The sequence below is a fragment of the Micromonospora peucetia genome, assembly GCF_900091625.1.
In the GTDB taxonomy this organism is placed as follows: domain Bacteria; phylum Actinomycetota; class Actinomycetes; order Mycobacteriales; family Micromonosporaceae; genus Micromonospora; species Micromonospora peucetia.
The window spans coordinates 2,700,186-2,712,121 of the sequence record NZ_FMIC01000002.1 but is presented as its reverse complement, the minus strand read 5'-3'; the positions used below and the strand labels follow the sequence as shown (position 1 = coordinate 2,712,121).

The window sequence follows — 11,936 nt, the reverse complement described above, 5'->3', positions numbered from 1 at the left end:
GTTGTGAGCGTGAACTTCGACGCGTACGCCCGGACCGGCGTTGACCTCGTCAACGCCCGCCTGGACGACCTCGACGACCTGCGGGCCCTCTTCCCCGAAGAAAACGCGTGGATGCGCGACGAGGTGGCGGAGCGGGACCTGACGACCTTCCGGCGGGCGCAGAAGCGACTGCGCGACGTCTTCGAGTACGGCACCTCCGGGCGGGACGCCCAGGCGGTGACCGAGATCAACGCGCTGCTGGAGGCGTTCCCGGTGCAGCCCCGCATCTCCGGGCACGACTCCAACGACTGGCACATGCACGTGACCAGCCGGGGCGCCTCGGTGAGCGCCGAATACATGGCCGGCGCGGTCTGGGGGCTGTCGGTCTGGCTCTGCGAGTACGGCAGCGCCCGGTTCGGGGTGTGTGCCGACGAACGCTGCGGCAACGTCTACCTGGACACCTCGTCCAACTGCTGCCGGCGGTTCTGCTCGGAACGCTGTGCCACCCGCTCGCACGTGGCCGCCCACCGCGCCCGCAAGCGCGCGGCCATCGGCGAGCAGGCCGGCGTGGCCAGCAAGGAAACCCTCACCACGGTCGTCTGACGCCGGCCCGGTGTCGGGCGCGTCCGGCACCGGCCGGTCGGCGCGTCCGGCACCGGGTCGGTCGGCGCTCAGGCGTCGACCGGGGACGGGGTGCCGAGGTGCTCGCGGGCGAACGCCAGCGCCTCCCGCAGGTCGTCCTCCCGCACGGCCCGGCTCTTCGCGCCCCGGGTGGTGACCTCGACAGCGACCGAGCCGGTGAACCCGCGCCCGGCCAGCGAGGAGAGCAGCCGGCCGCAGGGCTGGTTGCCGCGCCCCGGCACCAGGTGCTCGTCGCGGCCCTCGCCGGTGCCGTCACCGAGGTGCACGTGGGCCAGGTTGGCGCCCATCCGGTCGGCCATCGCCATCGAGTCGGTGTGCGAGGCGGCGCAGTGCGACAGGTCGAGCGTGTAGGAGGCGTACCCCGTCGCGGTCGGGTCCCAGCCCGGGACGTACGGCACGAACTGCCGCCCCGCCATCCGGACCGGGTACATGTTCTCCACCGGGAAACGCAGGTCCGGGTACTCGGCGGCGATCGTGGCGAGCCCGTCGGCGAAGTTGCGCGCATATTCCCGCTGCCACGTGAACGGCGGGTGCACCACCACGACGGGTGCCCCGAGCGTCGCCGCCAGCTCCGCCGAGCGGCGCAGCCGTTCCCACGGGTCGGGGCTCCATACCCGCTGCGTGACCAGCAGGCAGGGCGCGTGGACGGAGAGCACCGGCACGCCGTAGTGCTCGGCGAGCCCGCGTAGCGCCCCGACGTCCTGGCTGACGGCGTCCGTCCAGACCATGACCTCGACGCCGTCGTAGCCGAGCGAGGCGGCCAACTGGAACGCCGCCGCCGTCCGTTCAGGGAAGACCGAGGACGTGGACAGGAGCACCGGGACGCGGGAAGTCACACCATCGAGGGTAGCCGGGGTAGATCGAAGCCTCGCGACGAGATGCCGCAAACCGCCCAGATCACACCGGACCGCCTCGCGCTCACACCGGACCGAGCTGATCCAGCCGGCGCAGGATCATGCCCTCACGCAGCGCCCAGGGACAGATGTCCAGCGCGTCCACGTCCAGCCGGCGCAGCACCGCCTCGGCGACGACCGCCCCGGCGAGCAGCTGGTGGGACCGGCCGGCGCTCACCCCCTCCAGCTCGACGAGCTGGGCCGGCGGGATGTGCCGGATGAACCCGAGCACCTGCCGCAACCCGGCGCGGGTGAGCCGGCGGGGCGCCCACAGGCCCGCGCCGGAGGGCGCCGCCCCGGCCAGCCGGGCCAGGGTCCGGAACGTCTTCGAGGTGGCCACCGGCCGGTCCCAGCCCACCGCGGTCGCCTGCGCGACCACCGGCTCCAGCAGCCCGTCGACGTACGCCCGCAGCTCGTCGACCGCCTCGGCCGACGGCGGCGCCGCGGTGGCCGGGTCCACCCGGAGCCGGTCGCGGGTGAGCCGGCCGGCGCCGAGCGGCAGGGACACCGCGACGGTCGGGTCCTCGTCGATGCCGGCCGCGATCTCCAGCGAGCCGCCGCCGATGTCCAGCACCAGCAGCCGGCCCGCCGACCAGCCGAACCAGCGCCGCACCGCGAGGAAGGTCAGCCGCGCCTCGTCCGCACCCGGGAGCACCTCCAGGCGTACGCCGGTCTCGTCGTGGACCCGGGCCAGCACCTCGGCGGCGTTGGTGGCGTCGCGGACGGCGGAGGTGGCGAACGCGATCAGGTCGTCGGCGTCCAGCCCCACGGCCGCCGCCTGGGCCATGCCGACCGCCTTGACCAGGCTGTCCGCGCCGGGCTCGGTGAGCGCGCCGTCCGGGCCCAACTGCTCGGCCAGCCGCAGCACTACCTTCTCCGAGTGCGCCGGCCAGGGGTGCGCCCCGTGATGGGCGTCGACCACCAGCAGGTGCACGGTGTTGGAACCGACGTCGAGGACACCCAGTCGCATGCTGAAGACACTAGGGCCAACCGGTTTGCGCGGCTCGGCGGACCGGTGCGGGCACCGCGCGTACGCTGGGCCGAGTGACAGGCCAGATCGAACTCCGCGTGCTGGTGGACGACCCGGCGGACCCACGCAGTCGTGAGGTGCCGCTGGGCTTCCCCCGGGAGTGGATCGAGTTCGCCGACCCGGCGGACGACAACCACCTCATCCGGGCCGACCTGACGTGGCTGCTGTCCCGTTGGACGTGCATCTTCGGCCGGGGCTGCCATGGCATCGTCGCCGGCCGGGCCGCCGACGGCTGCTGCTCGCACGGTGCGTTCTTCACCGACTCGGAGGACGAGCAGCGGGTCCGGGCCGCGGTCAAGCGGCTGAGCCCCGAGACGTGGCAGCACTTCCGGCGCGGGTTCAAGAACTGGACCGAGAACGACACCATCGACGGCAAGAACTCCGCCCGCCGTACCGCCACCCAGGGGGCGGACGGGCCGTGCGTCTTCCTCAACGACGCCGACTTCCCGGCCGGCGCCGGCTGCGCCCTGCACGCCCAGGCGCTGCGCGACGGGGCACACCCGCTGGAATACAAACCGGACGTCTGCTGGCAGCTGCCGATCCGCCGCGACCAGGAGTGGGTCAAGCGGCCGGACGACACGAAGGTGCTGGTCTCCACGCTGGCCGAGTTCGACCGGCGGGGCTGGGGCGCGGGCGGGCACGACCTGGACTGGTGGTGCACCTCCTCGACCGACGCGCACGTCGGCGCCGAGCCGATGTACGTCACCTACGGCCCGGAGCTGACCGCGCTCGTCGGCGCCCCCGCGTACGCGAAGCTGGCCGAGGTCTGTGGGGCACGCGGCCGGCAGGGTCTGGTCGCCGCGCACCCCGCCGACCCCGCCTGACCGACCGACGACGAAGGGGCCCGCGCACGGCGCGGGCCCCTTCGTGCGTACGCCGATCAGGGCTCGAACTTGTAGCCCAGACCCCGGACAGTGACGATGAAGCGCGGCGCGGACGGCTCCGGCTCGACCTTCGAGCGCAGCCGCTTGACGTGCACGTCGAGGGTCTTGGTGTCGCCGACGTAGTCGGCCCCCCAGACGCGGTCGATGAGCTGCCCCCGGGTGAGCACCCGGCCGGCGTTGCGCAACAGCAGCTCCAGCAGCTCGAACTCCTTGAGCGGAAGCTGGACGGGGGTGCCGTCGACGGTCACCACGTGCCGCTCGATGTCCATCCGGACCGGCCCGGCGGCCAGCGTCGGGCCACCCGACTCGGCGGCCTCGGCGCTCTGCCGGCGCAGCACCGCCCGGATCCGGGCGACCAGTTCCCGGGGCGAGTACGGCTTGGTCACGTAGTCGTCGGCGCCGATCTCCAGGCCGACCACCTTGTCGATCTCACTGTCCCGGGCGGTGACCATGATGATGGGCACGTGCGAGCGCTGCCGGAGTTGCCGGCACACCTCGGTGCCGGACATCTCGGGCAGCATCAGGTCGAGCAGCACGATGTCGGCACCGGCCCGGTCGAACTCGGTGAGGGCGGCGGGTCCCGTCGAGGCGACGGACACCTCGAAACCCTCCTTGCGAAGCATGTACGACAGAGCGTCGGAGAACGACTCCTCGTCTTCGACCACCAGAACGCGGCTCAACGGGGACTTCCTTTCCATGTGCTGTCAGACCTGCCGGAGCTCGGCCGGACCGGCTTCGATCCCAGCGGTGGGCGGTGTCGCCAGGACCTCGTCCGGAGGACGGGTGGGAAGCCGGAGGGTGAACGTCGACCCACCACCAAGAGTGCTCGACACCTCGACCCGTCCGCCATGGTTGCCGGCGATGTGTTTCACGATGGCCAGCCCCAGGCCGGTGCCGCCGGTCGACCGGGACCGGGCCTGGTCGGCCCGGTAGAACCGCTCGAAGACCCGGTCGACGTCGGTCGGGGCGATCCCGATGCCCTGGTCGGCGACGGAGATCTCCACGTGTTCGGCGGTGGCGCGGGTGGTGATCCGCACGGTGGTGTCCTCGCCCGAGTAGTTGACGGCGTTCTCCACCAGGTTGGCCACGGCCGTGGCGAGCTGGGTGTCGCTGCCGTGGACGGTCAGGCCCCGTTCGGCGTCGACGGTCACCTCGATCCGGCGGGCGGCGGCGGAGGTGCGGGTCCGGTCGATCACCTCGGCGATCACCCAGTCGAGCGCGACCGGCTCCGGGGGCGGCTGCGGCTCGGCGCCCTGGAGCCGGGTCAGCTCCAGCAACTCCTGCACCAGGCGGCCCAGCCGGGTCGACTCGTGCTGGATGCGTTCGGCGAACCGCCGGGCGGCGACCAGGTCCTCGGAGAGGTCGGGCGCGCCCGCCCCGGCCGGCTCGGTGGCGTCCAGCAGCGCCTCGGCGAGGAGTTGGAGGGCCCCGATCGGGGTCTTGAGCTCGTGGCTGACGTTGGCCACGAAGTCGCGGCGAACCCGGGCCAGCCGGTGCGACTCGGTCACGTCCGAGGCCTCGACGGCGATGAAGCCGGCCCCGATCCCCAGCGCCCTCAGGTGCACCCCGAGCGGGTTCACCTCGGCGTTGTCACGGCCCCGCGGCAGGTCCAGCTCGATCTCGCGCCGCACGCCGGTGCGCCGCACCTGCCCGGCGAGCGTACGGATCAGCGGGTGGGCGGCGATCGAGCCGGGGGTGGCGCCGGTGCGGAGCAGCCCCATCGCACGGGCGGCGGGGTTGACCAGGACGGGCAGGTCGTCGGGGTCGAGCACGACCACACCGGCCCGGAGCGAGTCGATGGTCCGACGGTCGATCCCGGACTGCGGATCTTCGGATATCTGGAGCCTCCCCCTACTGAAGGGGAAGCCGGACCGGCTCCCCGTCCGCGTGGCGCGCTCGCCGAGCACCGGGACGAGCCGGGGCAGCAACACCCCGGCGATCAGCCCGACCGCCAGCCCCACGGCCACCGCGACCGTCACCGCCCATTCCACCTGGCGATCGTAGGGTCACTGTTAACCTGTCAACCCACATAAATAGGCTGAATCACCTTCGCTTCCGGGAAAGTTCACCCCCGCGTCCGGCGTCGTTCACCGAGGTTCACCTCCGGTCCGCCCGACCGACCTACCGTGGGCGGCGCACCTGCTCCCCCGCCGGCCCCGGGCCGGCGACCACCGACCACAGGACGTGACAATGCGCGACGAGTTCCGTGCTGACCTGCAGATCGTCAGCCAACTGCTGGTGGACATGGCGGAGGGCGTCCGGGCCGCGATGCGGCAGGCCACCCACGCCCTGCTCACCGCGGACCGCCGGGCGGCCGAGACGGTGATCGAGCGGGACGCCGAGATCGACAACCTCTACCGGCACGTCGAGGAGCGGGTCTGCGACCTGCTCGCCCGGCAGGCCCCGGTCGCCTCCGACCTGCGCGCGATGATCACCGCGCTGCACGTCGCCGCCGACCTGGAGCGGATGGGTGACCTGGCCGAACACGTCGCCAAGACGGCCCTGCGCCGGCACCCGTCGCCCGCCGTGCCGGCAGAACTACGGCCGACCTTCACCGAGATGGCCGCCACCGCCGACCGGATGGCCATCAAGATCGGCTCGGTGCTCGCCAGGCCCGACGCCGACCTCGCCGCCGAACTGGACGGTGACGACGACGCCATGGACGACCTGCACCGGAACCTGTTCGGGCTGCTGCTCGGTGAGGACTGGCCGTACGGGGTGGAGACCGCCATCGACGCCACCCTGCTCGGCCGCTTCTACGAGCGCTTCGCCGACCACGCCGTCAACGCCGGCGAGCACGTGGTCTACCTGATCACCGGCGAACCCACCCCCACCCCAGGCTGAGGCGCAAGAAGGGCCCTTTCCCGACGCGATGCGTCAGGAAAGGGCCCTTCTTTACACCTACGTCAGCGGCCCTGGTTGGCCACCGCGGCGGCGGCGGCCTTCGCGGCGGCCGGATCCAGGTACGTGCCACCCAGGGTGAGCGGACGCAACTGCGGGTCCAGGTCGTAGCGCAGCGGGATGCCGGTGGGGATGTTGAGCTTGGCGATCGCCTCGTCGGAGATCTGGTCCAGGTGCTTGACCAGGGCGCGCAGCGAGTTGCCGTGCGCGGCCACCAGCACCGTACGGCCGGCCAGGACGTCCGGCACGATCGAGTCGTACCAGTACGGCAGCATCCGCTCGACGACGTCCTTGAGGCACTCGGTACGCGGCATCAGCTCGCTCGGCAGCAGCGCGTAACGCGGGTCACCGACCTGGGAGAACTCGTCGTCGTCGGCGATCGGCGGCGGCGGGGTGTCGTACGAGCGGCGCCAGAGCATGAACTGCTCCTCGCCGTACTCCTCCAGGGTCTGCTTCTTGTTCTTGCCCTGTAGGGCGCCGTAGTGCCGCTCGTTGAGGCGCCACGACCGGCGCACGGCGATCCAGTGCCGGTCGGCGGCGTTGAGCGCCAGCTCGGCGGTGCGGATCGCGCGGCGCATCACGCTCGTGTGCACCACGTCCGGCAGCAGGCCGTGCTCGCGCATCAGCTCGCCGCCGCGGCGCGCCTCGTTCTCGCCCTTCTCGGTCAGGTCGACGTCGACCCAGCCGGTGAAGAGGTTCTTGGCGTTCCAGTCACTCTCGCCGTGCCGCAGCAGGACCAGCGTCCCGACGGTGGGCCCCTCGCTAGCAGTCATGCCGATCATCCTGCCGCACGCCGCCGGGCGACGCGCGGGCAGTGGTCGTGACGACCACCACGTGGAAAATGCGCTGCCCGGACATCGGGCCTGACACTAGGTTGTAAGGCGCAATAATCATGGCGGTCATTACGGGGCGGGGGCGCCGACGTGCGGACGATGCAGGGCTGGTTCCGGAACACCACCGGCGGCCTGCCGGTCACCTTCTGGTACCTGTGGGCCGGCACGCTGATCAACCGGCTCGGCTCGTTCGTCCTGGTCTTCCTGGCCATCTACCTGACGCAGGAGCGCGGCTTCTCCCCGTCGCAGGCAGGGCTCGTGCTCGGCCTGTGGGGCGTCGGCGGCGCGGTCGGCACCACCGTCGGCGGTACGCTGTGCGACCGCTGGGGCCGCCGGCCCACCCTGCTCACCGCACACCTCGGCGCGGCAGCCATGATGCTCGCCCTCGGCTTCGCCCGGGAACTCTGGGCCGTGGCGCTCGGCGCCCTGCTGCTCGGCATGTTCGCCGAGGCGGCCCGGCCCGCGTTCGGGGCGATGGTGATCGACGTGGTGCCGGAGAAGGACCGGCTGCGCGCCTTCTCGTTGAACTACTGGGCGATCAACCTCGGCTTCGCCAGCGCGGCGATCCTCGCCGGACTCGCGGCGGAGGCCGGCTACCTGCTGCTCTTCGTGGTCGACGCGACCACCACCGTGATCACCGCGCTGATCATCTTCGCCAAGGTCGGCGAGACCCGGCGAGCCCCCGTCGGCGTCGGCGTCGGCGTCGGCGTCGGCGTCGGCGTCGGCGTCGGCGTCGGCGGCCAGAAGAGGGCCGGTGCTCCGGTCGGGGCGCTGCGCACCATCCTGCGTGACCGGGTCTACCTCGGTTTCGTGACGCTCAACCTGTTCAGTGCGCTGGTCTTCCTCCAGCACATCTCGATGCTGCCGATCGCGATGGGCGACTCCGGCCTCAGCCCCGCCACCTACGGCTCGGTGATCGCGCTCAACGGGGTGCTCATCGTGGTCGGCCAACTCTTCGTACCCCGACTGATCAGGGGCCGGAGCCGGTCGCACGTGCTCGCCCTGGCCTCGGTGGTGATGGGTGTCGGGTTCGGGCTCACCGCCTTCGCCGACGTGGCCTGGTTCTACGGCCTGACCGTGCTGATCTGGACGGTCGGCGAGATGCTCAACTCGCCGTCCAACGCCACCCTGATCGCCGAACTCTCCCCCGCCGAACTGCGGGGCCGCTACCAGGGCGTCTTCTCACTCTCCTGGCAGGCCGCCGCCGCCGTCGCGCCGGTCCTCGGCGGTTTGGTCCGGGAGCAGGCCGGCAATGCCCAACTCTGGCTCGGCTGCGCCGTCATCGGTGGGCTGATGGCGCTCGCCCACCTGATCTCCGGCCCGGCCCGGGAACGGCGGGCGGTCACCCTGCGGACAGCCACCGGTCCTGTCGTACCCGTGGTGGCGATCAAGCCGCCAGTCCCGGAGGCCGCCGAGGCGGCGGCGACGGCCCCCGCCGAGCCGGTGAAGCCCACACGCGGCGACCACCTGCCGGTCGGCCGGTGAAGCCCACCCGGGGCGACCACCTACTGGTCGAGGCGGTGAAGCCCACGCGGGGGGACCACCTACTGGTCGAGACGGTGAAGCCCACGCGGGGGGACGACCTGCCGATCGAGGGGATGAAACCCACGCGGGGCGGCGACCAACCGGTCGAGGCGCTAGAGCCCATGCGCGGTGGTGGCGACCTGCCGGTCGTGGGTCCGGGGCGGGCGACGGAGCCCACCGGAGCGCGGTGACCAGCGACACTCTGGCGCGGCAGCCCTGGGCTTCCTACGGTCTAGGGCGATTCGGTTAGGAAACACAACTGTCGGGAGGACGGGTGCGGGCCCTGCGCCGCTGGCTGGACGACACCGCAGGCGGTCTCCCCGCCACCTTCTGGTACCTCTGGGCCGGACTGTTGATCAACCGTGCCGGCGCCTTCGCGATGCTCTTCCTGTCGCTCTACCTGACCGACGCGCGGGGCGCGAGCGAAGGGCTCACCGGGGCGGTCGTCGGGGCGTACGGGCTGGGCGGTGCCGCCGGTGTGCTGCTCGGCGGGGTGCTGGCCGATCGGTGGGGGCGGCGGTCCACTCTGATCGCCGCTCACCTGGCCACCGCCGGGTTGATGGTCGGGCTGGCCTTCAGCCGGCACCTGGTGATGATCGCGGCGCTCGCCGCCCTGGTCGGGGTGGCCCACTCGATGCCCAGCCCCGCCTTCGTGGCGGCGATCGTCGACGTGGTGCCCGAACAGCGTCGCTCCCGGGCCTTCAACCTCCAGTTCTGGGCGTTCAACCTGGGCATGGCCATGGCCTCGCTGCTGGCCGGCCTGCTCGCCGAGGCGAGCTTCGTCGCGCTCTTCCTGGTCGACGCCGCCGCCACTCTGCTCGCGGCGGCCGTCATCGCCTGGAAGGTCCCGGAGACCCTTCCCCGCCGCCCCACTGCCCCCGCGCCGATCTTGGACACTTTCCTTTCAGACCGGACGGAAAGTGTCCAAGATCTTCGGTCGGGGCCGCTCGACAGCGCAGCGGGGACGCCGCAGCTGCCGGAGCGGTTCCGGCTACCGGGGCGGTTCCGGCTACCGGGGCGGTTCCGGCTGGTGGGATGGCCACGGCCAGCGGGACGGGAAGGGCCAGCGGGACGGGAAGGGCTGGGGGGACGGGAAGGGCTGGGGGGACGGCAGCGACAGCCTGGGCTGCACACCGCGCTGACCGACCGCACCTTCCTCACCTTCGTGGGCCTGACCTTCGTGCTGGCCGTGCTGACCATGCAGACGTCGACGATCATGCCCCTGGCGATGCGGTCGGACGGCCTGCGACCGTCGGCGTACGGCGCCGTGGTGGCGCTCGGCGGGGTACTGATCGTGCTCGGGCAGCTCTTCGTACCGCGACTGATCGATCGACACCGCAAGGACCGCGTCCTGGCCGTCTCCACCGCGCTGCTGGCGCTCGGCTTCGCCACCCTCGCGTTCGCCGACGACGTGGCGGTCTACCTGGCTGCGGCGGTCGTCTGGACCGTCGGCCAGATGCTCGCCGCGCCGCCCAACGCACAGATCAACGCCGACCTCGCCCCACCCGAGCTGAGGGCCCGCTACCAGTCGGTGTTCTACCTGGCATTCCCGGCGGCGTCGTTCGTGGCGCCCACCCTCGGCGGGGTGAGCCTCCAGTATCTCGGGGACCGGCACTGGCTGATCGTCGGCGGGCTGGGACTGCTGGCCGCCGGCTGTCACCTCCTGGCCGGCCCACCCCGCGAACGCCGCGTCGCCGCCCTCCGCCAGCTCTCCACCCCCCTCCCACCCCCAACCCCCACCCCGGTGCGTTGATCATGGGGTTGGCTGCGGCCGAGGAGATCGACATCACCGCCAAACTCATGATCAACGCGGCCGGAGGCGGAGGGGCGGCGCGGACGGGCGGCGCGGACGGGCGGCGCGGAGGAGCGGCGCGGAGGGGCGGCGCGGAGGGGCGGCGCGGAGGGGCGGCGCGGAGGGGCGGCGCGGAGGGGCTGTGCCAGGGTGAGGAGACAGCAGAACGCCCATCGCGACTCGTGATCGCGATGGGCGTTCGCACCGTATGACCGGCGGCGGCGGGCAAAGCCCACCCCCGTAGGCGTCGCCCGCTCGCGCCGCCGGTCCAAACAGGTGGCCACCGTCCCCCAACGGTGTTGTTCCACCCGTCCCCTGCGTCTCGCTCGGTGCACGGATCTGATCGATCCACCGCTCCCCCGAACGGTTCCGAGCGTGGCGCAGTGCAATAAAGCTAGTTCGCCCGGTATTACGAAGACAACCTGGATCGCCTGTCTCGCCGGTCACAGCCCCGGTGTCCCACCGGGGTGTCACCGCCTCGGGCCTCGGTCATGGCCAACAGGGCATACCCGTCGGCCATTCCCCCAAACACGTCAGCCGTCCTCACGATCAGGCGATTCGGTACGGAAGAAGTTGCTCTGCCGGCCGTCGCGAAGCTGCTCCTGGTAGATCAGGTTCAGCTTCCGCCCGTCGAAGGTGCGGAACCAGTCGTCCCAGGTGATCTCGCGCACCCGGCTGCTCTCCCGGTAACCGGGCAGGTTGAAGGTGAGCACGCCGGCCCGGCCCTCCCGCTCGGTGCCCGCGATCGTCGCCGGCTTGGCACCGCGCTCCCGCGCCCAACGCTGGATCACGTCGTGGTTCGTGGTCACCAGGCTGCGTCCGGGGCGCTCCGGCCGATCGGCGGTGGACGAGATGAGCTGCGAGGAACGCACCGACCGGGAGGTGCTCCGCCCGGTCCGGACCCCGGTCGCCGTACCGCCGCCTGTCGTGCCCGCCGACGTCGACGCGCCGGCCGCAGTGGACTTCCGGGCCGCCGCCGTCGCCTTCTTCGCCGGGGCCGCCTTCGCGGCGGCCTTCCTGGCCGGAGCCTTCTTCGCCGGGGCGGACCTGCCCGCCGCCTGCGCCCGGCCCGCAGCAGACCTGCCCGCCGCCTTCTTCGCCGGGCCGGCCTTGTTCGCCGCCTGCGACCGGCCCGGAGCCTTCGTCGCCGCCGCCTGCGACCGGCTCGCGGCAGACCTGCCCGCCGCCTTCTTCGTGGCGGCGGCACGCCCGGCCGACGCCCGTACGCCCGTCGCCCGGCCAGCGGGCCCGGTGCTGCGGCGCGCGGCGCCACCTGAGGGGCGCTCCGCCCGCAGGGTCCTCGCCAGTGTCTTCACCAGTTCCGGCTTGCGCAGGGCGGAGATGCCGGCGACCCCGCGTCTGCGGAGCTGTCCCCGGATCTCGTCCACCCTCATCCGGGAGATATCGGACTCGGAGATCGTCGGGGTGTTCGGGGTCTGGTTGCCCGCCTGCCGTTTC

11 protein-coding genes are annotated in these 11,936 nt (G+C 72.3%); 5 read left to right on the top strand and 6 right to left on the bottom strand.

Going from position 1 to position 11,936, the window contains the following annotated elements; all coding sequences use genetic code 11:
* Positions 1 to 9: 9 nt before the first annotated feature.
* Positions 10 to 582, top strand: a complete 573-nt coding sequence (locus GA0070608_RS12730) for a CGNR zinc finger domain-containing protein (protein ID WP_091627292.1) — start codon at positions 10 to 12, stop codon at positions 580 to 582.
* A 68-nt stretch (positions 583 to 650) separates the two neighbouring features.
* Here GA0070608_RS12730 and GA0070608_RS12725 read toward each other — a convergent pair whose 3' ends face one another.
* Both GA0070608_RS12725 and GA0070608_RS12720 read right to left on the bottom strand, forming a co-directional pair.
* Positions 651 to 1,457, bottom strand: a complete 807-nt coding sequence (locus GA0070608_RS12725; RefSeq protein WP_176733712.1) for a sugar phosphate isomerase/epimerase family protein — start codon at positions 1,455 to 1,457, stop codon at positions 651 to 653.
* Between the two features lie 82 nt (positions 1,458 to 1,539).
* Positions 1,540 to 2,484, bottom strand: coding sequence for a Ppx/GppA phosphatase family protein (locus GA0070608_RS12720; protein WP_091627286.1), 945 nt, complete (start codon positions 2,482 to 2,484; stop codon positions 1,540 to 1,542).
* 74 nt (positions 2,485 to 2,558) lie between these two features.
* On the opposite strand from GA0070608_RS12720, the gene GA0070608_RS12715 reads away from it, so the two are divergent.
* Entirely contained in the window at positions 2,559 to 3,368 is an 810-nt protein-coding gene (locus GA0070608_RS12715; protein WP_091627283.1) for a DUF3109 family protein, read from the top strand.
* Between the two features lie 56 nt (positions 3,369 to 3,424).
* On the opposite strand, the gene GA0070608_RS12710 is transcribed toward GA0070608_RS12715, so the two are convergent.
* Positions 3,425 to 4,108 carry a response regulator transcription factor gene (locus GA0070608_RS12710; protein ID WP_091627278.1) on the bottom strand — a complete coding sequence of 228 codons (684 nt, stop codon included), beginning with the start codon at positions 4,106 to 4,108 and terminating at the stop codon, positions 3,425 to 3,427.
* A 24-nt stretch (positions 4,109 to 4,132) separates the two neighbouring features.
* The gene (locus tag GA0070608_RS12705) at positions 4,133 to 5,419 is read right to left on the bottom strand and encodes a sensor histidine kinase (protein ID WP_091627275.1); all 1,287 of its coding nucleotides are present in this window, start codon (positions 5,417 to 5,419) and stop codon (positions 4,133 to 4,135) included.
* A 199-nt stretch (positions 5,420 to 5,618) separates the two neighbouring features.
* Between GA0070608_RS12705 and phoU the strand changes: the two genes are divergently transcribed.
* The gene (gene phoU / locus GA0070608_RS12700; RefSeq protein ID WP_091627270.1) at positions 5,619 to 6,272 is read left to right on the top strand and encodes a phosphate signaling complex protein PhoU; all 654 of its coding nucleotides are present in this window, start codon (positions 5,619 to 5,621) and stop codon (positions 6,270 to 6,272) included.
* A gap of 62 nt (positions 6,273 to 6,334) precedes the next feature.
* Here phoU and GA0070608_RS12695 read toward each other — a convergent pair whose 3' ends face one another.
* The gene (locus tag GA0070608_RS12695) at positions 6,335 to 7,102 is read right to left on the bottom strand and encodes a phosphoglyceromutase (RefSeq protein ID WP_091627266.1); all 768 of its coding nucleotides are present in this window, start codon (positions 7,100 to 7,102) and stop codon (positions 6,335 to 6,337) included.
* Between the two features lie 150 nt (positions 7,103 to 7,252).
* Here GA0070608_RS12695 and GA0070608_RS12690 point away from each other — a divergent pair, with 150 nt between their 5' ends.
* Both GA0070608_RS12690 and GA0070608_RS33395 read left to right on the top strand, forming a co-directional pair.
* Positions 7,253 to 8,647 carry an MDR family MFS transporter gene (locus GA0070608_RS12690; protein ID WP_091627262.1) on the top strand — a complete coding sequence of 465 codons (1,395 nt, stop codon included), beginning with the start codon at positions 7,253 to 7,255 and terminating at the stop codon, positions 8,645 to 8,647.
* Positions 8,648 to 8,960: 313 nt separating this feature from the next.
* A complete protein-coding gene (locus tag GA0070608_RS33395; RefSeq protein WP_245715776.1) occupies positions 8,961 to 10,439 on the top strand; it encodes an MFS transporter in 1,479 nt (492 codons plus the stop codon).
* 572 nt (positions 10,440 to 11,011) lie between these two features.
* Here the strand turns inward: GA0070608_RS33395 and GA0070608_RS12665 are convergent.
* Positions 11,012 to 11,872, bottom strand: a complete 861-nt coding sequence (locus GA0070608_RS12665) for a hypothetical protein (protein ID WP_245716102.1) — start codon at positions 11,870 to 11,872, stop codon at positions 11,012 to 11,014.
* Positions 11,873 to 11,936: the final 64 nt, after the last annotated feature.